Here is a 19,797-nt window from a genome sequence, read left to right on the forward strand (position 1 = left end):
CTTTAGAAAAATTTTAGTGTAATACTCGGTAAAGCTGTTTTAGCTTTCCGAGTTGTTTTGCTATCCATGGACGTTTAATACCGCTATGTGATAATTGTTGTTTTTGTTGTTGTAAAATCTCAATCGCTTGTTCGGCATCGATAATTGCCATATTTTGCGGATCGACGTATTGAGGATAATACACCAGTACCGCTGAAATAAGTTGTTCTAAGTATAATTTTCGATTACGGCGTTCGAGCGGTAGATAATCTTCGGTTAATCCCCAATTTGAGTAGAACGGCAAGCCGTAACAATGTACAATTTTTCCACGTAATAATGCTTCAAAACCGGCTAATGAGGTTATTGTATGTATCTCGTCAACCTGATTGATGCAATCTAAGATATTTGCATTTTCGACAATTTCATCAGCAAATTTAACCGCTTGTTCCTGTGGTATTTGTCCCTGCCTGTTACCGCTTACTACATCAGGATGCGGTTTATAAATAATATAAGCCTCAGGATTCAATTCACGCACTTTCCTCAGTAAATCCAGATTTTTCTTAATTTCTGGTGAGCCAAAGCGAATTGATGCGTCATCTTCCACTTGACCGGGTACTAAAATAGTTCGTTTGTCCGTAATACTAAGTTGGAAACCGGCGTCACCGACATTATATTTCCCAATATTCGCTTCTAATAAGCGAGTTTGTAATTTTTTCGCTAGGGCTAAATCTTGTTTGCTAAATTCTTGATGTAATAGAATTTCTTCCAATCTAGAAGCTGTTTGAGCATTAAAATAAATACCTAAATCATCAATCACTAACGATAACGGAGCCACGAGATTGGAACCGAGCCCTACCGAACGGATAAAACCGTCTTCCATGCGTAAAAGTGGTAAGTGATGCTGTTCAGCATAAGCTAAAATATCCGGTTTTCCTTGACTCCAAATCAGCAATTTTGCATCACTTTCAAGCGGTCGTTTTTCTAATGCTTTTAACGAACGAACAAAATGTAATTTGCACAATGGAAAATTAAAAAATGGCTTGATAACAGCCTGTTTCCATAGGGACATTCCAATGCAATAAAGATGTCCACTTAGACGTTGATTCAGTATTTTAGTTTTACTTAAATAATCAATCACATCAAAAATTGTCCCGATTTGCCCATTATTCGGATTGATATAACGGCTATATTGTAAATAAGCGGCGACAAATAACTGTATTAATGAGCGAGGTTGACGACGTTGCTCAGTTTTTAAAATATCAATATTCGGGTGGCGATCATCAGTAGCTCCCCAACCGGCGAACCAAGGCACGCCGAAAGTCACAACTTTTTTACCTAATAATAACGCTTCAAATCCCATTTGTGAGGTCACACAATACACTTTATCGATATGTTTCAGTAACGAAATCGGATTCACATCTTCTGCAAATAAACGGATACGATCACTATAACGTTGTAAATCGGTTAAATAACCTTTTTTCTTACCGTTAATAACGTCAGGATGTGTTTTTACCCAAATTTGAGCTTGCGGATTTTCGTTAATGGCGACCTCTAACATTTGTTGGAAATGCGATTCATCGGCTGAACCGTATTTTACCGCCATATCGCCGAATGTTTGGTCAACAACTAACACAATCTCTGTGTTTTCAGATATTGTCGTAGCATAATTAAGATTATGATTATATTTTGATAATTGATGACGAATGATTAACTGAATAGCTTTTTCTGCCTGATGCAATTCGTCAGCACTTAAATGTGAAGCCAAAATTAATTGCTCTAAACGGGAAGGACGAGTTGTATCGTAATAGATACCCAAATCATCATACACGATAGAGAATGGCGGATAGCCCATTACACCCAGTCCAAGCGAGCGTAAAAAACCGTCTTCCAATGCAATATACGGAAGATGATGTTGTTCGGCATAATCTCTCGCTTTTTGTGTGGAAGGGCGCAGTCCCCAGCCAATGACATTATCGATCTTGGTCGCTATCTTAAAATGGGAATAAGCAACGATTTCGCTGTTATGCAAAAAGCTATTGAGATGGGGAATCTTTAAAATTCCACGAGAAAATATAAGAGATCTTGCTTTTTCCATAGCTAAATTTGTTTAAAGTCAGTTGTTTCGTAAACAATATTTTACAAAACATAGAGTGTACTATTTAGTCGGCATAAAGTAAATTTGAGGCAAATAAAAAGCTCAAAGAAACGGAAGGTTTCTTTGAGCTTTAGCAAATAGTGTGAATGTCTTATTGAGCAAGTAATTCTGGTTTATTACCGTAAACCGGCACTAAAGTTTTTTCATAAGCGGCTTTTAATTTACCATTTGTTTTAAATTCGGCAATTTCTTTATTAATGAAGTCTAATAAGGCTTTGTTGCCTTTTTGTACTGCCGGTGCAATTTGTTCCGCAGGACCTACGCTACCGATTGCCACGTCAAAATTTGGGTTTTCTTTTGCCCATGCCCAAACTAACGCATTATCGTGAGCTAACGCTACACCACGTCCGTCTTTAAGTGCGTCAAAGGTTTCTGTATTTTGGTCGAACTTTAACAGCTGAATTTCAGGATGATTTTTAGTGAAATAAGCATCCGCAGTTGTGCCTTTGTTGACTAATAGGGTTTTGCCTTCTAATTGTTTTAGATCGGTAATTAATGCTCCTTTCGGTGAAACAACACCTAACGCCACATTCATATAAGGTGCGGCAAAATCCACCACTTCAGCACGTTCTGGTGTTTTAGTAAAGTTAGCTAAAATCAGATCAACTTTATTCGATTTCAAATATTCAACACGGTTTGCCGCTTCAGTTAATACAAATTCCACTTTATCCGGACTGCCGAGTAAGTCATTAGCAATCTCTTTAGCAATTTCGACATCAAAGCCTTGGCTTTTTCCGTTGGAATCGACATAACCGAACGGTGGTTTATCACCAAAGACACCAATGCGAATGACGCCTTTTTCTTTAATTTGTGCCACGCTATCTTTTGCTGTTGACGATTGCGTGTTATTCCCATTGTCGCATGCGGTTAAGGTAAAGGCAGTAATTGCGGTTATCAGTAATGTTTTTAATGTTGTACTAAGTTTCATAGAACTCTCCTCGTCAATATAGATTGTAAAAAATTGGCTAAATTTAACCGCTTGTATGAATTAGTAATCCATCCCAGTTAAGAACTGTTTAGCTCTTTCGGTTTGCGGTTGTTTAAAAAACTGATGTGGTGGCGCTTGTTCGATAATGACACCTTTATCCATAAAGATAATCCGATCCGCCACTTTTTCGGCAAAGCCCATTTCGTGGGTGACGATTAACATCGACATACCTTCTTCCGCCAGTTCCAGTACGACATCAAGCACTTCTCGCACCATTTCCGGGTCGAGCGCGGCGGTAATTTCATCAAGTAAAATCACTTCCGGATTCATACATAAGGCACGTACAATCGCAATACGTTGCTTTTGTCCGCCGGATAATTCTCGAGGGAAGGCGTTTTTGCGATCTAATAAACCGACACGGGCGAGTAATTTATCCGCTTGCGCCTCCACTTCTTGGCGTGAGCGTTTTTGCGCTTTGAGCGGGCCTAATAAAATATTCTCGATCACATTTAAATGAGCGAATAATTCGTAACTTTGGAACACCATACCGACTTTTTGACGAGAGGCTTCCCAGCTTAAATCTTTACCAAATTCACCGACATCTTGCATCACAATACTACCGCCTTGTTTTTCTTCCAAGCCGTTTATGCGGCGTAATAAGGTACTTTTACCACAGCCGGACGGGCCTAAAATCACTACGACCTCGCCTTTGGCTAAATCCAAATCTAAATTGGGAATGGCAACCGTTTCGCCATATTTTTTATGTAAATTACGGATAGAAAGTAACGCCATTTAGCTCTCCCATTTATGTTCTAAGCGTGTTGCAAGCAGTGACAGAGGATAACAAATCAGGAAATATAAGACGAAGATTAATCCATAGACAAAAAAGGATGCACTTGGGTTCGTCAATAACGCATTTTCAATGATTTGCTGTCCGACTTTAACCATTTCGATCACGCCAATTAAGGCGACGAGTGAACTGGTTTTGACCATACGGGTAAACAGATTAATCGCTCCCGGTAACACACGGCGTGTCCCTTGTGGTAATTCAATATATTGGAAAATCTGCCAACGATTTAGGCCTAATGCACGGGCGGATTCGATTTGGTGTTTTTCAATCGAAGCTAATGCACCTCGTACTAAGTCGCCCATTTCGGCGATACCCCACAAGGTAAATACCCCAATACATACCCAAAAACCGCTAATATGCAGATTAAACCAAGTAGATAACCCAAAGTAGAGGGCAAATAACCATACTAAAATCGGCACAATCCGAATAGTTTCTAAATAAAAGCGACAAACAGCACGTACAAAAACATGGTTTGCTCGCATCAGTAGGCCGAATAGTGTGCCGAATACCAAGGATAAACCGACCGAAATAAATGAAATCTGGGCAGTTAGCCATAAACCTTGAGAGAGTCTTGCGGCATTTTGCCCTTCAAATAACCAATCAAATCCCATATTTTGCACTCCGTACTTTATTTTCAAAGTGGCGAGCTAACAATGAAATCGGCAATAAAATTACTAAATAGCTGGCGAATAATAAAAACAAGGCTTCATTGGTTTTGTAATCCATCCCGATAATATCTTTGGTGACAAACATTAATTCCGCCACAGCAACCGCACTGATGACCGATGTTTCTTTAATTAAAAATAGAACATTTGCACCAATAGCCGGAATGGATACCGCCCATGCTTGCGGAAAAATGACATAGCGAAATACTTGAAAACGGTTTAACCCAACCGCTTTTGCCGCCTCGGTTTGCCCTTTTGGTACTGCAAGTAAACCGGCACGTAACGCTTCCGCCATATAACTTGTCCCAAGAAAAACTAACGCAATAATACCGCAGGTAAAACCGTCCCATTTAATGCCTATTTTCGGTAAGCCGTAATAAAGAAAGAAGAGTTGAATGAGCAGAGGAGTATTACGAGATATTTCAATATACCCACGAGCCAAGCGGTTAAACGGTTTGACTTGATAAGCGGTAACAATAGCGATCAATAAGCCGAAAATTAACGACAACAAAATCCCCCAAAATGAAAGTTGGAGCGTAATCACTGTTGCGTCAATAAAGCGTGGAATCGCATTAACAACGTAAGACCAATTCATAGTAAATAGTAGGTGAGGTTAAGACAAGATGCTTAAAAAACTGATAAAGATTCTGGATCGAATTGAGAGGAAATGGAAAGTATAAGAAGCTATCTTTTATAACCTTTTGTTATGAAAATATAATGTAAAAAAAGACCGCTTGTATTTGTGGGAAATATTTAATCAAGAAAAAACCTCTAAGTGTTTAGCACCTAGAGGTTTAATAAGGGAAATAGAATGATTAATGATTATAGAATATCTAATAATTCAACTTCAAAAATTAATGTAGCAAACGGAGGAATTGATGCACCTGCGCCACGTTCGCCGTATGCTAACTCTTGTGGAATAGTTAAACGCCATTTTGAACCGACAGTCATTAATTGTAATGCTTCGGTCCAACCTTTGATGACACCTCCAACCGGAAATTCAGCCGGCGTACCACGTTTTACTGAACTGTCAAATACAGTACCGTCAATTAATGAGCCGGTATAATGTACACGCACGGTACTGTCTGCGGTCGGTTTTGCACCGTTACCTTCCGTTAATACTTCGTATTGTAAACCGGAGTCAGTCACTACGACACCTTTCGCTTTCTTATTTTCTTCTAAGAATGCTTTGTTGTCCGCTTCAATCGCTTTAAATGCTTCTGCTTGCGCTGCTTCCGCTCTTGCACCTAATTCTTGTAATGTCGCGGTTACTTCATTAAGGTCAATTGCTGGAGGGTTTTGGTTTAAGACATCGTTGATGCCGCGAGCAACGGCTTCTGCGTCAACGTCCATTCCGCTACTTAATAATTGTTGACCGATTTGTAAACCGATACCGTAACCACCTTTTGCTTCTGTGCTATCTAAAGTGACTGAATTAAAATCTAATGCCATAGTTTTTCCTTGTTATGTTATTAAAAAATGAAAGATGTTTTATTTTATGGGGGTAATTTTTAAGAATACAAGCCCAATACAAAGGAATATTTTACAATGCGGAATAGCGTAAAATTTAGGATAAAGTATAGACTTATTTTTCTGGTTGAATGATGACCAGTTAGAATGCGGCTTTTTACGTAAATTGACATAGTTTTTCCTGAAAAATAAGTAAATAAGCTGTTTTCAAGCTGTTTGCTATATGTTTAGAACTGGTTGGAGCAAACGTTTTACAAATTGAGTAAAGGTATAAGTTAAAATATAATCCGCAGTCTCTTTTTTTGATAGATTTGAGGTACTAATTCGGATGCTTGGGATTATCAATAAAATTGTTTCATCTTCCCTTTCTATGGCTTTTTTAGGCGTACTTAGTTGGTCGGCGACCTATTCTTACGGCTGGGCACAGGCTTACTTTTACGGGTTTCCGTTATGGTATGTGGATATCGGTGCTGGCAATGTTGCTCGTAGCCTCGGCTATGTGCTTTATGTGACGTTAATTCTTTGCTCCACCTATTTGATTGGACTATTTTTATTAATTAAGGCGAAACCGTTTCTCAGTGTTTCTTGTGTAAAATTAGTTCGGGCAGGGATTTTATGTGCGATTGCTTCATTGCCGATTTTGATTATCAGCACGTTACTTACCGGTAAAATCCATCAAAACAGTATTATTGCCTATTGCTGTGTTGTGGTACTGTTTATTTTAATTTTCCGTCATTCGATTACTCGACATATCAGCAATATTAATATTCATACCGCCATTAATTTCTTCCAAAGTCATAAGAGTTACGTCTTGATGTTTACCTATGCTTATTTTGTCTTATTTGCCTTTATGGTCGGTTATTTACGACCGCACTTTAAGACACGTTTCGATATGATCGAAGTTAATAACACGATGTATTATATTTTAGCTAAATACAATAAGACTTTCATTTTATCGAAAGAACTCAAACTAGATAATGATGAATTTTATCTGTATGAGTTAAATCCGAATCAGCTTGGTCATATTCATATGATCGATATTAATCATTCACTTAATTAAATAAAAAAGCGGTCTGATCTTGCAATTTTTTTGCGAAATCAGACCGCTAATCATCTCTAAAGGATTAGAATGTTAAAAATGGTGATACTTTCTCAATCGTTGCAGCACCAATGCCGGAAATATTGGATAATTCAGCCGCATTTTTAATTTTGCCGACAGTATTGCGATAGTCGATAATTGCTTTAGCTTTCGCTTCACCGATACCGCTTAAGGTTTGTAAGGTTTTTGCGTCAGCGGTATTAATATTTACTTTTGCAGAAGCCGGTACTTTTGCCATTGATGCTTTAGCCGCAGTTACTTTTTCTGCCGTTTGTGCTTTAACGCCATTCATTTTCTCTGCCGCTTGTGCTTTTACAGCTGTCACCTTTTCTTTCGATGCGTTTTTCATATCAGTCGCTTTATCTTTTGCAGATGTTTTGACTGAATTTAAAGCATCTTTTGCCGTCATCACTTTATTCGTGGTTTGATCTTTTGCGACATTTAAGGTTTCTTTTGCCGTTTTTACTTGCGTATTTAATGCCTTTGTCGCACTTTCTTTTGTCATAGATACTTGATTTTTAGCTGTATTTTTTACTGCATCGCTCATTGTTGAAAGCGGATTATTCGTTTCTGCAAATGAAGTAGCGGATACAGCCATTGCAACAGCTAGAGTTAAAAGTGTTTTTAATGATTTCATTGTGAGATTTCCTCAGTTAATAGAAAAAATAAGATTAAAACGTGTTTCAATCAAAAGTTGCCTACTCAGACTGACAAATAAATGGTTAGTTCAAAGAATCTCATTGAATGATGAAACATTGTACAGCTTTTTAGTAGGAAATTTGTTCTAATAATTACTTAAAATCTATAACAACAAGAATCTATTCAAAATTAATAATTAAGGATTGAAAAATGCGTATAAGTCCAGAAGTCGAACAGGCAATTTTATTAACTGTACAGCAAGAAGTTGTGCCAGCATTAGGTTGTACCGAACCGGTTTCTTTAGCCTTGGCATCTGCGGTAGCTTGCCAATATTTAGGCTTATTACCGGATCGAATCGAAGCTAAGGTTTCGCCGAATTTAATGAAAAACGGTATGGGAGTTACCGTACCCGGGACAGGTACGGTCGGTTTAACAATGGCGGCAATCGGGGCGATTGGCGGCGATCCAAATGGTGGTTTAGAAGTCTTAAAACATATTACTGCCGAGCAAGTAGAACTTGCCAAACAAATGATTAACGAGCAGAAAATTGAAGTCAGTATTTCTGACACCGAGCATATTCTCTATTCCGAGGCAACACTATTTAATGCTGATCAGCAAGTCAAAGTGCGTATTGTCGCTCATCATACCAATGTGATTTATATTGAGAAGAACGGTGAATTACTGTTTTCCAAACCTTGTGTTGTGGAAAGTGAAAATGCGGAAAATGTCTTTGCAAATCTTACGGCGAAAGATATTTATGATTTTTCCTTAAATGTGGAATTAGAGAAGATTAGCTTTATTCAACAAGCGGCAATTTTAAATAGTGCGTTATCGCAAGAAGGCTTAAATCAGGATTACGGTTTACATATCGGGCGTACCTTGCAAAAACAAATTGGTAAAGGATTAATTAGCGATGATTTGCTTAATCGTATCGTGATTGAAACCACCGCGCCGAGTGACGCACGTATGGGCGGAGCAAATTTGCCAGCAATGAGTAATTCGGGCTCAGGTAATCAAGGGATTACCGCAACCATGCCGGTAGTCGTTGTTGCCCGTCATTTAGCCGCGAGTGAAGCACAACTGATTCGAGCGTTATTTCTTTCGCATTTAATGGCGATTTATATTCATAGCAAATTACCGAAACTCTCTGCGTTATGTGCGGTCACTACGGCGGCAATGGGCAGTTGTGCCGGTGTGGCGTGGTTATTAACCGGTAAATTTGAGGCGATTAGTATGGCAATCAGCAGTATGATCGGAGATATCAGCGGTATTATTTGTGACGGTGCGGCAAATAGCTGTGCGATGAAAGTTTCAACCAGTGTGAGTTCTAGTTATAAATCAATCTTAATGGCATTGGATAACACCCAAGTGACGGGTAATGAAGGGATTGTCGAACACCAAATTGACCGTTCGATCAACAATCTTTGTGCGATCGCTTCTCGCAGTATGCAATATACGGATCGCCAAGTGATTGAAATTATGGTTAGCAAACCAAAAAATCTATAATTTCTAGCCACTAAAAATAACAAGCGGTAAAATTTGCATAAATTTTAGCAAATTTTACCGCTTCTTTTCTTATTTAGCCGTCTAGACGTATACATTTCCATCTATATCACTTAGAATTTAACACTCAATAGATTAATTTAGGAAAGCCTGTGTTAGAAAATTTTTTACTGCAAATTCCATTTATGGATGAAGCACGTGTAAAGCTAGTAATAGATGCCTTCTTCCCAATGGTTGAAGCGGCAGTCTTGGTTTCTATTCCGCTAGCGATCGCTTCTTTTATTATTGGTATGGCGATTGCGGTCGGTGTCGCCTTGATCCGAGTTACACCGGTAAACGGTATATTGCACCGCATTGCACTTGCGATTGTGAAAGTGTATATCTCAATTATTCGAGGCACGCCGATGTTGGTGCAAATCTCGGTGGTGTTTTACGGTTTGCCGGCAATCGGTGTGTATATTGATCCGATTCCTGCGGCGATTATCGGTTTCTCGTTGAATATTGGTGCATACGGTTCGGAAACCGTGCGTGCGGCGATTTCTTCCGTGCCGAAAGGGCAATGGGAAGCCGGTTATACAATCGGTATGACCTATATGCAAACCTTTCGCCGTATTATTGCCCCGCAAGCGATTCGCGTGGCTGTGCCACCGTTAAGTAATACTTTTATCGGTTTGTTTAAAGATACTTCATTAGCTTCTGTGGTGACCGTAACGGAAATGTTCCGTGTCGCACAACAAATGGCGAATATGTCTTACGACTTCTTGCCGGTATATATTGAGGCGGGTTTAATTTACTGGTGTTTCTGCTGGGTGCTTTTCTTGATTCAAGCAAAACTCGAACGCCGCTTTAACCGCTTTGTGGCGAAATAATGGTTAACCACGGAAAATAAGATGATCAAAATTAGCAATATTCATAAAACTTTTGGTGATAACACGATTTTACGTGGTATTGATCTGGAAATTAAAAAAGGTCAGGTGGTGGTAATTCTTGGACCTTCTGGTTCCGGTAAAACCACATTTTTACGTTGTTTAAATGCGTTGGAAATGCCGGAGCAAGGCACTATCACGTTTGACGGTTCAGAGCCGTTAAGCGTAGATTTTTCCGCGAAAAATATCAAAAAACAGATTCTTGTCCTACGCCGTAAATCGGGTATGGTGTTCCAAAATTACAACTTATTTCCACACAAAACCGCATTGGAAAATGTGATGGAAGGTCCGGTATTTGTGCAAGGTAAAAAGCCGGAACAAGCTAAAGAGGAAGCCGAGAAATTATTGGCAAAAGTCGGTTTATCCGATAAAGCACAGCTTTACCCGTTCCAATTATCCGGCGGTCAGCAACAGCGTGTCGGCATTGCTCGTGCATTAGCGATTCAGCCGGAACTGATGTTATTTGATGAACCGACTTCGGCACTTGATCCGGAATTAGTGCAAGATGTGTTGAATACCATGAAAGAGTTGGCACTAGAAGGCTGGACAATGGTGGTGGTTACGCACGAAATCAAGTTTGCATTAGATGTGGCGGATGTAGTGGTCGTGATGGACGGTGGAGAAATTGTCGAACAAGGTTCGCCGGCACAGCTTTTCCAAAATCCACAACACGAACGTACTAAACGTTTTTTACATCAAATTCGTGTGGATTAGATTTTCTGATATGATGGATTTGATTAATCTATGGAACGAGCATTAAATGCCCGTTCCATCTCTGATATATTATCTTCCTAATTGTCTCACCGTTTTGACTAAACATTTTCATTTTCTTAGATTTATTTGTTACTTTGTGAATATGAGTCATTCATTAAATGTGTTAATTTTAACTTAATGTTGTTTATTAAATTTTGTACTTCTATTGCGGAATTATAAGTATTTTGGTGCTAATATTTCTGTTTGTCGTAAGATTTCCCCAATCTAGTGATTCTCAATAGATTATTGAAATGTCTTCAAAAGGTGTTCAACTCTAGATTCCAGAAAATTCATTAAGTATATTTTCCATATTGATACCTAATAAGAAGGGCAGGTATGTTACCTGCCCTTAAACTTTAAAGAATAAAACGACTTAAATCTTCATTCTCTACTACGTCATTTAACGCATCTTGTACGTATTTCTCATCAATTACGATTTTCTCGCCTGAGCGTTCGCTTGCGTCGAATGAGATGCCATCCATAAGGCGTTCTAATACGGTGTGTAAGCGACGAGCACCGATGTTTTCGGTTTTTTCGTTTACACGGAATGCCGATTCGGCGATTTTGCTGATACCGTCTTTAGTAAACTCGATTTCCACACCTTCGGTTTTCATTAACTCACGATATTGTAGCGTTAATGAAGCGTTCGGTTCGGTGAGGATACGTTCAAAATCTTCTTTAGTCAGTGATTTTAATTCGACGCGAATTGGTAAACGACCTTGTAATTCCGGTAATAAATCTGACGGGCGAGCCACTTGGAATGCACCTGAACAGATAAATAAAATATGATCGGTTTTTACCATACCGTGTTTGGTGTTGACCGTAGAACCTTCGATAATCGGCAGTAAATCACGTTGTACACCTTCACGAGAAACGTCGCCGCCTGAATGTTCGCCTTTTTTACAGATTTTGTCGATCTCATCAATAAATACGATACCGTGCTGTTCAACCGCTTCAATCGCTTGTTGTTTCAACTCTTCCGGATTTACCAGTTTTGCCGCTTCTTCGTCTACCATCACTTTTAACGCATCTTTGATTTTCATTTTGCGTTTTTTAGTTTTGTTCGGCGACATACCTTCAAATAACGATTGAAGCTGTGAAGTCATTTCTTCCATACCCGGTGGCGTCATAATTTCTACGCTCACTTGTGCCGCTACATCAATTTCGATCTCTTTATCATCAAGCTGACCTTCACGCAATTTTTTGCGGAACACTTGGCGAGTTGAGCTATTATCGCTTTCTTGTACGTTACCCCATTGATCTTTTGCCGGCGGTAATAACACATCTAAAATACGATCTTCCGCGCATCTTGTGCACGCATACGGTTTTTTTCGACCGCTTGTGACTTGACTAATTTCACTGCAACATCGGTTAGATCTTTGATAATCGAATCGACTTCTTTACCAACATAACCTACTTCTGTGAATTTAGTCGCTTCCACTTTAATAAAAGGTGCGTTAGCTAATTTTGCTAAACGGCGTGCGATTTCGGTTTTACCCACACCGGTCGGGCCGATCATCAGAATGTTTTTCGGAGTAACTTCTTGGCGAAGTTCTTCTGGTAATTGCATTCTTCTCCAACGGTTACGTAGTGCGATGGCCACCGCACGTTTTGCTTCGTTCTGTCCGATAATATGTGCGTCTAATTCCGACACAATTTCACGAGGGGTCATTGACATATTTTTTGTTCCTTCTAAATAACTCCCCTCCTTAGCAAGGAGGGGCAGGGGGAGATTTGGCAGAATAGCATTACGCTCATACGAAAATTTGATCCTGTTATCAAATCTCCCCTACCCCCTCTTTTCTAAAGAGGGGGACATTTTTTTAATTTTAAACTTCTTCGATTACGTGATTATGGTTGCTGTAAATATCAATATCACCGGCGATTTTTAATGCTTCCGCCACGATTTCTTTTGCAGATAAATTATTTTGCGTGCGAAGTAGTGCAAGTGCCGCTTTGGCATAGTTACCGCCGGAGCCAATGGCTAACACGTCTTGTTCCGGCTCAATTACATCGCCCGAGCCTGAAACTAATAAAAATTCGCTTTCGTTTGCCACAATCATCATCGCTTCTAATTTACGAAGTGAACGTTCGGTACGCCATTCTTTTGCCAGTTCCACCGCAGATTTGATTAAGTGACCTTGGTGTAATTCTAATTTTTTCTCGAATAAATCACGTAAGATAAACGCATCGGCAGTTGAACCTGCAAAACCGGTTACCACTTTATCTTTATACATACGGCGTACTTTGCGTACCGTGCCTTTTTCTACACAATTACCTAGCGTTGCTTGTCCGTCACCACCGATAGCGACTTTGCCATCTTTACGAACACATACGATCGTTGTCATATTAAATCCTTGTCCTTTATTTTAGGGAAAACTGCGGTATTAAATGGGGAGAAATTTGCCTTTTTCAAGGAGAAGCGGTCAGATTTCACAAGAAAATTGCAAATTCATCGCAACCGGCTTGTTGTTCGCTGATTCGATTTGAGCTTTATACGCTAACACTTTTACTCCAGCATTTTTCGCTTGTTCAAATAAGGCGGCATATTGCGGATCAATCTGTTTTGCCACGGAAAAACGTTGGATACCGGTGTGTAAAATTGCGAAAAATATGACCGCTTGTTGCCCTGATTCAGCAATCGCGACCAGTTCTCGCAAGTGTTTTTGTCCTCGTTCTGTTTTGGCATCAGGGAACATCCCCAAGCCGTTTTCGGTGAGTAAGGTGGTGGATTTTACTTCTACAAAACAGTCGGGCTGATTGTCCGCTTTTAACAGAAAATCAATCCGACTATTTTCCGCCCCGTATTTTTGTTCGGGCAAGATGGTTTGGTACTCGGCAAATTCATCTATCCAGCGATTTTCTAATGCCTCTTGCACCAGCTGATTAGCTCGTTGGGTATTTACACAAATAAAATCGCCTGCTTGAGTTTGGGTTAGTTCCCAAGTGTGAGCATATTTGCGTTTAGGATTATCAGAGGTGGAAAACCAAACGATATCGCCGGCAGTGGCACAGCCGGTCATTGCACCGGTGTTGGGACAATGTAGGGTAATTTGCTCGCCGTTAGGCGACAGAATATCGGCTAAAAAACGTTTATAACGTTTGATTAATATGCCGCAAGAAAGAGAAGGAAATTGCATAATAACCTTTGATTTATAAAGAAAAAAACCGCTTTTTGCAAAGCGGTTTTTGTGTCAAACTGAGTAACGGTTGGTCAGGTTGTTATTACCTGACTGGCGGGTCAGGTAATAACTTAATCTCGATCAGCTTGGTTTAACAATCTGATATAAGGAGAACGAGAAATGAAAGCATTTTGGCTTATCATTATCTTTTTAGTGTTATTACTTGTTTGCTCACCAGCGCAGTAATAACCTAAAACCAACTACACGGCAGGTATTCGCTTGCCGTGTTCTTACTATAAGTCGAGTTGCTTAAATTTTCAACCCTTAAATTTCATAAAACTCTAGCGGTAAACCGTCCGGATCTTTAAAGAAAGTGAAGCGTTTACCGGTCAAATCATCAATTCGAATCGGTTCACATTTCACTGCATTTTTTGCTAAAAATTCGACCGCTTGTTGCACATCTTTTACACGAAACGCTAAATGGCGCAAGCCACAGGCCTCCGGACTATTTGGGCGTTGTGGCGGATTCGGAAAACTAAATAATTCAATTTGCGAACCGTCGGCAAAACGAAGATCGAGCTTATAGCTTTCACGTGCCGCACGGTAAGTTTCTTCAATAATTTCCGCACCGAGAATTTGCGTATAAAAATGTTTGGATTTGGCATAATCACCGGCAATAATTGCGACGTGATGGAAGCCGAGAATGGGTGTTGACATAAATTTCCTTGTAAAAGTTTTGCAAAAAAACTGTTAAATATGATCGCTTAGGTTATGATGCACGGCTTGGTATTATTTCGATATGAAAAGGCTTCAAGTGAAAACAAAATTGCAGTTCCCTTTAGCACAATCTGATCCGAATCAGCCGTTTGCCAAAGCAGTGTTAACTTGGTTCGCACAGTATGGGCGTAAACATTTACCTTGGCAACAAAATAAAACCTTATATGGTGTTTGGTTGTCGGAAGTGATGTTACAACAAACGCAGGTTGTAACAGTTATTCCGTATTTCGAACGTTTTATTGAACGTTTTCCAACGGTAACGGACTTAGCGGATGCACATATTGATGAAGTTTTGCATTTATGGACCGGGTTAGGCTATTACGCACGAGCCAGAAATTTGCATAAAGCGGCACAGCAAATTCGAGATCAATTCGGTGGTGAATTTCCGACCGATTTTACTGATGTTTTGGCGCTTTCAGGTGTTGGGTGCAGTACGGCGGGTGCGATTTTATCGTCCGTGTTAAATGCACCATATCCAATTTTAGACGGTAATGTAAAACGGGTGCTTTCTCGTGCATTTGCGGTGGAAGGCTGGAGTGGCGAAAAAAGCGTAGAAAATAAATTGTGGCACTTAACTGCAAGTATCACGCCGAATCGTCAAGTTGCCGATTTTAATCAGGCGATGATGGATCTCGGTGCTATGGTCTGTATTCGTAGCAAACCGAAATGTTCGTTATGTCCGTTAGCGAATTTATGCGAAGCGAATCGGCTTGAAGCATGGGATAAATTTCCGGCAAAAAAACCGAAGAAAACTTTACCGGAACGTCAGGCGTATTTTTTGATTATCAAATCGGGCGACAAGATTTTATTGGAACAGCGTGAAGCAAAAGGGCTTTGGGGCGGATTATACGTATTTCCGCAATTTGAAGATATGGATGAGCTTAAGCAGTCGCTTGCCGAACAGAATTTGCAAATTTCTCAGCAATTAATCGCATTTCGCCACACATTCAGCCATTTTCATTTAGATATTACCCCGATTTTGGTAGATCTGGATTTGCAAAAAAATGCTAAAAATCAACCGCTTGTCGTACAAGAAAATTGCGGAAATTATCGCCTTTCAGTATCTTCAACCGCTAATTATTGGTATGATTTACAATTACCGAGCGAAATAGGTTTGGCAACGCCCGTAAAACGTATTTTGGACGAACTCAGTTTAACGCTAACTAGCACTAATAAGGAATAAAAAATGGCTCGTATTGTATTTTGTGAGTATTTAAAACAAGAAGCTGAAGGCTTAGATTTTCAATTATATCCCGGCGAATTGGGTAAGCGTATTTTTGATTCTATTAGTAAACAAGCGTGGTCGGAATGGATTAAAAAACAAACGATGCTCGTGAATGAGAAAAAATTAAATATGATGAATCCTGAGCATCGCAAATTACTTGAAACGGAAATGGTTAACTTCCTATTTGAAGGTAAAGATGTTCAGATCGAAGGTTATATTCCTGTCGAATAGAAATAATAAGGTATTGATTTATAATGAAAAAATATACTAAATATTTACCGTTGCTTTTGGTTATTCCATTTCTAGCATCCTGTGGTAGTAGCAGTTCAACCAAAAAGACGAAAAGAACCAAAACACGTGTAGATTACAATACTAAAGATACGAATGGTTTAGATATTTTAACCGGGCAATTCTCGCATAATATCGATGATATTTGGGGAAGTAATGAACTTTTAGTCGCGAGTAAAAAAGACTACGTAAAATATACGGACCAGTTCTATACACGTAGCCATATTTCATTTGAAGACGGTCAAATTACGATTGAAACTTTAGGCGATCAAAACCGCTTACGTAACAGTATTATTCATACATTATTAATGGGATCGGACCCTAAAGGGATTGATCTTTTTGCATCTGGTGATGCACCTATTAGTAGTCGCCCATTCCTTGCAGGGCAGGTAAATGACCAGTTTGGGCGTGATATTAATAATGTGGCTATTGCTAATGATTTTGCAACCTATTTAATTCAAAATAAATTACAAACGCGTCGTTTGCAAAACGGGCGAACCGTAACTTATGTCGCGATTAAAATGGTGGCAGGACATATTGAAGTACGTGCGCGTCAATATTTGCCGTTAGTACGTAAAATGGCGAAGCGTTATGGCATCGAACCAAGCTTGATTTTAGGTATTATGGAAGTCGAATCCGCATTTAACCCTTACGCGGTAAGTTATGCGAATGCGATTGGCTTAATGCAGGTTGTACCTCGCACGGCAGGACGTGATATTTTTGCTCGTAAAGGCTTTGGTGGACAGCCAGATCGGGCTTATTTATATAATCCGGAACAAAATATTGATTCTGGTACAATGTACTTAACTATTTTACGAGATGAATACTTAGATGGTATTTCAGATCCGGTATCAAAACGTTATGCGATGATTTCTGCGTATAACAGTGGTGCGGGTGCAGTATTGAAAGTATTTGATAGCGATAAGTATGAAGCGGTTGATCGCATTAATGAACTTTCGCCGGATGCGGTATATCGTATTTTAACCACGGCACACCCATCATCACAGGCACGTAATTACTTACGAAAAGTATCTACGGCACGCGAAAAATATGTAAGTATTCGTTAATTTGTTGTTTTTTAACACAAAAAGTATAAAAAAGATTCGTTTAAACAGGCTTTTTTAAATATTTAAAAAAAATGTTTGACGAGGGAGAGCAAAATCAGCATAATGCACTCCGCAACAAGACGTTGCCTCGATAGCTCAGTCGGTAGAGCAGGGGATTGAAAATCCCCGTGTCGGTGGTTCGATTCCGCCTCGAGGCACCATCTATTCCTCCTTAGTTCAGTCGGTAGAACGGTGGACTGTTAATCCATATGTCGCAGGTTCGAGTCCCGCAGGAGGAGCCATATTTAGAAGCCCTGATGAAATCATCAGGGTTTTCATTTATCCTTAATCAAAAAAGAGATTTGGTTAAGATAATTTTGTATTTTATAGATTATCAAATACAAAATGCCTCGATAGCTCAGTCGGTAGAGCAGGGGATTGAAAATCCCCGTGTCGGTGGTTCGATTCCGCCTCGAGGCACCATCTATTCCTCCTTAGTTCAGTCGGTAGAACGGTGGACTGTTAATCCATATGTCGCAGGTTCGAGTCCCGCAGGAGGAGCCATATTTAGAAGCCCTGATGATTCATTCATCGGGGCTTTGTTTTATTTGTTTCTTTTTAAAGATAAAAAATGAGCGATTTATTGACTGTTGACTGAAATTTTGTGATCTCTCTCCGATTTTTAGAAAAAAGCTGAAATATTCCTTCGCAAATTATTTATAGTAGAGGTATTATTATAGGAAATAATAAATAAAATGATTCCTCGAATATCGTCCATTTGTGCGACATTACTTTTGATAGTAGTGTCGCATTTTTTATTGTCTTTATATTTCCTGGTCACTTATACCTTTATTACTTTCTTTCTGCAAGAAAGCTAAATTTTTTGTATAATGCTAGCATTTTTCGTACTTATTTCTCCGCATTAAGCCATATTTAAGCGGTCGAGTTTCATTAAAATTTTGTAAAAGAGAACAATATGTTTGAGAATCTATCTGACAGACTATCGAAAACCTTACGTAACATTACCGGTAAAGGTCGTTTAACTGAAGATAATATTAAAGATACGGCGCGTGAAGTGCGTATGGCGTTATTGGAAGCCGATGTGGCTTTACCGGTTGTACGTGAGTTCATTAACAAAGTAAAAGAACGAGCGGTTGGTACGGAAGTAAATAAAAGTCTGACACCGGGTCAAGAATTTCTCAAGATTGTGCAGAATGAACTTGAAATCGCAATGGGTGAAGCCAATGAGGAATTAAATCTTGCGACCCAGCCGCCAGCAGTGATTTTAATGGCAGGTTTGCAAGGTGCAGGTAAAACCACCTCAGTTGGTAAATTAGCAAAATTCCTTAAAGAGCGCCACAAGAAGAAAGTATTAGTGGTTTCTGCCGACGTTTATCGTCCAGCGGCGATTAAACAGCTTCAAACCTTAGCGGAAGCATTAAAAGTCGATTTCTTCCCGACAGAGACAAGCCAAAAACCGGTTGAAATCGCGGAACTTGCTTTAAAACACGCAAAACTGAATTTCTTTGATGTTTTAATTGTGGATACCGCAGGTCGTTTACACGTTGACGGTGAGATGATGGAAGAAATCCAGCAAATCCACAGCGTATTAAATCCGATTGAAACACTTTTCACCGTAGATGCGATGACCGGTCAAGATGCGGCGAATACGGCGAAAGCTTTCAATGAAGCCTTACCGCTTACCGGTGTAATTTTAACCAAAGTAGATGGTGATGCACGTGGTGGTGCGGCGTTATCTATTCGTCAAATCACCGGCAAGCCGATTAAATTCCTCGGTGTGGGTGAGAAAACTGATGCGTTAGAACCGTTCCATCCGGATCGTGTCGCTTCACGTATTCTTGGTATGGGCGATGTGCTATCGTTAATTGAAGATTTACAGCGTTCGGTTGACCAAGAAAAAGCCGAGAAAATGGCACAGAAATTCAAGAAAGGTGATGACTTCACTCTTGAAGATTTCCGTGAACAGCTCATTGAAATGAAAAAAATGGGCGGTATGATGTCGATGCTGGATAAACTGCCCGGTGCGAAGAATTTACCTGACCACGTCAAAAATCAAGTGGATGATAAAATGTTCGTGAAAATGGAAGCGATCATTAACTCTATGACGCTGAAAGAGCGTGCGAATCCGGATATTATTAAAGGCTCTCGCCGTCGTCGTATTGCGTTAGGTTCCGGTACACAGGTGCAAGACGTAAATAAATTGCTTAAGCAGTTTGATGAAATGCGCGTATGATGAAGAAAATGCGTAAAGGCGGTATGGCTAAAATGATGCGTGGTATGAAAGGTATGATGGGCGGTGGTTTAGGCGGTCTTGGTGGCTTAGGCGGAATGTTTGGAAAACATTAATCTTT

General features: G+C 39.7%; 17 protein-coding genes, 4 tRNA genes and 2 pseudogenes. 12 read left to right on the forward strand and 11 right to left on the reverse strand.

Annotation, left to right across the window (positions count from 1 at the left end; genetic code table 11):
• Window positions 1–13: 13 nt before the first annotated feature.
• From NYR89_RS09320 to bamJ, 6 genes are all read right to left on the reverse strand, one after another.
• Window positions 14–2,074, reverse strand: a complete 2,061-nt coding sequence (locus tag NYR89_RS09320; protein WP_279445590.1) for a capsular polysaccharide biosynthesis protein — start codon at window positions 2,072–2,074, stop codon at window positions 14–16.
• A 151-nt stretch (window positions 2,075–2,225) separates the two neighbouring features.
• Window positions 2,226–3,062 carry a cysteine ABC transporter substrate-binding protein gene (locus NYR89_RS09325; protein WP_279445591.1) on the reverse strand — a complete coding sequence of 279 codons (837 nt, stop codon included), beginning with the start codon at window positions 3,060–3,062 and terminating at the stop codon, window positions 2,226–2,228.
• Between the two features lie 60 nt (window positions 3,063–3,122).
• A complete protein-coding gene (locus tag NYR89_RS09330) occupies window positions 3,123–3,854 on the reverse strand; it encodes an amino acid ABC transporter ATP-binding protein (RefSeq protein WP_279445592.1) in 732 nt (243 codons plus the stop codon).
• Window positions 3,855–4,523: an amino acid ABC transporter permease gene (locus NYR89_RS09335; protein ID WP_279445593.1), complete on the reverse strand. Its 669-nt coding sequence runs from the start codon at window positions 4,521–4,523 to the stop codon at window positions 3,855–3,857.
• Window positions 4,513–5,172 carry an amino acid ABC transporter permease gene (locus NYR89_RS09340; RefSeq protein WP_279445594.1) on the reverse strand — a complete coding sequence of 220 codons (660 nt, stop codon included), beginning with the start codon at window positions 5,170–5,172 and terminating at the stop codon, window positions 4,513–4,515. The genes NYR89_RS09335 and NYR89_RS09340 overlap by 11 nt, the downstream gene beginning before the upstream one ends.
• Window positions 5,173–5,399: 227 nt before the next feature.
• Entirely contained in the window at window positions 5,400–6,029 is a 630-nt protein-coding gene (bamJ, locus tag NYR89_RS09345; RefSeq protein WP_279445595.1) for a BamJ family beta-barrel-assembly machinery protein, read from the reverse strand.
• 346 nt (window positions 6,030–6,375) lie between these two features.
• Between bamJ and NYR89_RS09350 the strand changes: the two genes are divergently transcribed.
• Window positions 6,376–7,107, forward strand: a complete 732-nt coding sequence (locus NYR89_RS09350; protein WP_279445596.1) for a hypothetical protein — start codon at window positions 6,376–6,378, stop codon at window positions 7,105–7,107.
• A gap of 64 nt (window positions 7,108–7,171) precedes the next feature.
• Here NYR89_RS09350 and NYR89_RS09355 read toward each other — a convergent pair whose 3' ends face one another.
• Window positions 7,172–7,783, reverse strand: a complete 612-nt coding sequence (locus NYR89_RS09355; protein WP_279445597.1) for a ComEA family DNA-binding protein — start codon at window positions 7,781–7,783, stop codon at window positions 7,172–7,174.
• 212 nt (window positions 7,784–7,995) lie between these two features.
• On the opposite strand from NYR89_RS09355, the gene NYR89_RS09360 reads away from it, so the two are divergent.
• The 3 genes from NYR89_RS09360 to NYR89_RS09370 all read left to right on the forward strand — a co-directional run bounded on the left by NYR89_RS09360 (window position 7,996) and on the right by NYR89_RS09370 (window position 10,928).
• Window positions 7,996–9,291 (forward strand): L-cysteine desulfidase family protein, encoded by a 1,296-nt coding sequence (locus NYR89_RS09360; protein ID WP_279445598.1) that lies wholly within the window; start codon window positions 7,996–7,998, stop codon window positions 9,289–9,291.
• A gap of 149 nt (window positions 9,292–9,440) precedes the next feature.
• Window positions 9,441–10,157 (forward strand): amino acid ABC transporter permease, encoded by a 717-nt coding sequence (locus NYR89_RS09365; RefSeq protein ID WP_279445599.1) that lies wholly within the window; start codon window positions 9,441–9,443, stop codon window positions 10,155–10,157.
• Window positions 10,158–10,178: 21 nt separating this feature from the next.
• Window positions 10,179–10,928 carry an amino acid ABC transporter ATP-binding protein gene (locus NYR89_RS09370; protein ID WP_279445600.1) on the forward strand — a complete coding sequence of 250 codons (750 nt, stop codon included), beginning with the start codon at window positions 10,179–10,181 and terminating at the stop codon, window positions 10,926–10,928.
• A 395-nt stretch (window positions 10,929–11,323) separates the two neighbouring features.
• Here NYR89_RS09370 and hslU read toward each other — a convergent pair.
• The 4 genes and pseudogenes from hslU to gloA2 all read right to left on the reverse strand — a co-directional run bounded on the left by hslU (window position 11,324) and on the right by gloA2 (window position 14,806).
• Window positions 11,324–12,645 (reverse strand): annotated as a pseudogene (hslU, locus tag NYR89_RS09375) (HslU--HslV peptidase ATPase subunit).
• A 151-nt stretch (window positions 12,646–12,796) separates the two neighbouring features.
• Window positions 12,797–13,315, reverse strand: a complete 519-nt coding sequence (gene hslV, locus NYR89_RS09380; protein WP_279445601.1) for an ATP-dependent protease subunit HslV — start codon at window positions 13,313–13,315, stop codon at window positions 12,797–12,799.
• Between the two features lie 78 nt (window positions 13,316–13,393).
• Entirely contained in the window at window positions 13,394–14,107 is a 714-nt protein-coding gene (sfsA, locus tag NYR89_RS09385) for a DNA/RNA nuclease SfsA (RefSeq protein ID WP_279445602.1), read from the reverse strand.
• Window positions 14,108–14,413: 306 nt separating this feature from the next.
• Window positions 14,414–14,806 (reverse strand): SMU1112c/YaeR family gloxylase I-like metalloprotein, encoded by a 393-nt coding sequence (gene gloA2, locus NYR89_RS09390; protein WP_279445603.1) that lies wholly within the window; start codon window positions 14,804–14,806, stop codon window positions 14,414–14,416.
• A gap of 97 nt (window positions 14,807–14,903) precedes the next feature.
• On the opposite strand from gloA2, the gene mutY reads away from it, so the two are divergent.
• The 8 genes and pseudogenes from mutY to ffh all read left to right on the forward strand — a co-directional run bounded on the left by mutY (window position 14,904) and on the right by ffh (window position 19,792).
• Window positions 14,904–16,049: an A/G-specific adenine glycosylase gene (mutY, locus tag NYR89_RS09395; RefSeq protein WP_279445604.1), complete on the forward strand. Its 1,146-nt coding sequence runs from the start codon at window positions 14,904–14,906 to the stop codon at window positions 16,047–16,049.
• 3 nt (window positions 16,050–16,052) lie between these two features.
• Complete coding sequence (locus NYR89_RS09400) at window positions 16,053–16,322, forward strand: oxidative damage protection protein (protein ID WP_279445605.1); 270 nt, start codon at window positions 16,053–16,055, stop codon at window positions 16,320–16,322.
• 23 nt (window positions 16,323–16,345) lie between these two features.
• Window positions 16,346–17,446: a membrane-bound lytic murein transglycosylase MltC gene (mltC, locus tag NYR89_RS09405; protein WP_279445606.1), complete on the forward strand. Its 1,101-nt coding sequence runs from the start codon at window positions 16,346–16,348 to the stop codon at window positions 17,444–17,446.
• Window positions 17,447–17,570: 124 nt separating this feature from the next.
• Window positions 17,571–17,646, forward strand: a tRNA-Phe gene (locus tag NYR89_RS09410).
• Between the two features lie 5 nt (window positions 17,647–17,651).
• Window positions 17,652–17,727 (forward strand) — tRNA-Asn (locus NYR89_RS09415).
• A gap of 105 nt (window positions 17,728–17,832) precedes the next feature.
• Window positions 17,833–17,908 (forward strand) — tRNA-Phe (locus tag NYR89_RS09420).
• A gap of 5 nt (window positions 17,909–17,913) precedes the next feature.
• Window positions 17,914–17,989 (forward strand) — tRNA-Asn (locus NYR89_RS09425).
• Window positions 17,990–18,401: 412 nt separating this feature from the next.
• Window positions 18,402–19,792 (forward strand): annotated as a pseudogene (ffh, locus tag NYR89_RS09430) (signal recognition particle protein).
• The last annotated feature ends 5 nt before the right edge of the window (window positions 19,793–19,797 follow it).

Origin of the sequence: Actinobacillus arthritidis (assembly GCF_029774155.1) — a bacterium.
Taxonomy (GTDB): Bacteria; Pseudomonadota; Gammaproteobacteria; order Enterobacterales; family Pasteurellaceae; genus Actinobacillus; species Actinobacillus arthritidis.

Excerpts from the sequence above, each read along its gene's own strand:
- NYR89_RS09350 (WP_279445596.1), top strand. The coding sequence starts at position 6,376 with ATGCTTGGGATTATCAATAAAATTGTTTCATCTTCCCTTTCTATGGCT.
- bamJ (WP_279445595.1), bottom strand. The coding sequence starts at position 6,029 with ATGGCATTAGATTTTAATTCAGTCACTTTAGATAGCACAGAAGCAAAA.
- NYR89_RS09355 (WP_279445597.1), bottom strand. The coding sequence starts at position 7,783 with ATGAAATCATTAAAAACACTTTTAACTCTAGCTGTTGCAATGGCTGTA.
- NYR89_RS09340 (WP_279445594.1), bottom strand. The coding sequence starts at position 5,172 with ATGAATTGGTCTTACGTTGTTAATGCGATTCCACGCTTTATTGACGCA.
- gloA2 (WP_279445603.1), bottom strand. The coding sequence starts at position 14,806 with ATGTCAACACCCATTCTCGGCTTCCATCACGTCGCAATTATTGCCGGT.
- mltC (WP_279445606.1), top strand. The coding sequence starts at position 16,346 with ATGAAAAAATATACTAAATATTTACCGTTGCTTTTGGTTATTCCATTT.
- NYR89_RS09335 (WP_279445593.1), bottom strand. The coding sequence starts at position 4,523 with ATGGGATTTGATTGGTTATTTGAAGGGCAAAATGCCGCAAGACTCTCT.
- NYR89_RS09320 (WP_279445590.1), bottom strand. The coding sequence starts at position 2,074 with ATGGAAAAAGCAAGATCTCTTATATTTTCTCGTGGAATTTTAAAGATT.
- NYR89_RS09325 (WP_279445591.1), bottom strand. The coding sequence starts at position 3,062 with ATGAAACTTAGTACAACATTAAAAACATTACTGATAACCGCAATTACT.
- NYR89_RS09370 (WP_279445600.1), top strand. The coding sequence starts at position 10,179 with ATGATCAAAATTAGCAATATTCATAAAACTTTTGGTGATAACACGATT.
- hslV (WP_279445601.1), bottom strand. The coding sequence starts at position 13,315 with ATGACAACGATCGTATGTGTTCGTAAAGATGGCAAAGTCGCTATCGGT.
- NYR89_RS09330 (WP_279445592.1), bottom strand. The coding sequence starts at position 3,854 with ATGGCGTTACTTTCTATCCGTAATTTACATAAAAAATATGGCGAAACG.
- sfsA (WP_279445602.1), bottom strand. The coding sequence starts at position 14,107 with ATGCAATTTCCTTCTCTTTCTTGCGGCATATTAATCAAACGTTATAAA.
- NYR89_RS09400 (WP_279445605.1), top strand. The coding sequence starts at position 16,053 with ATGGCTCGTATTGTATTTTGTGAGTATTTAAAACAAGAAGCTGAAGGC.
- NYR89_RS09360 (WP_279445598.1), top strand. The coding sequence starts at position 7,996 with ATGCGTATAAGTCCAGAAGTCGAACAGGCAATTTTATTAACTGTACAG.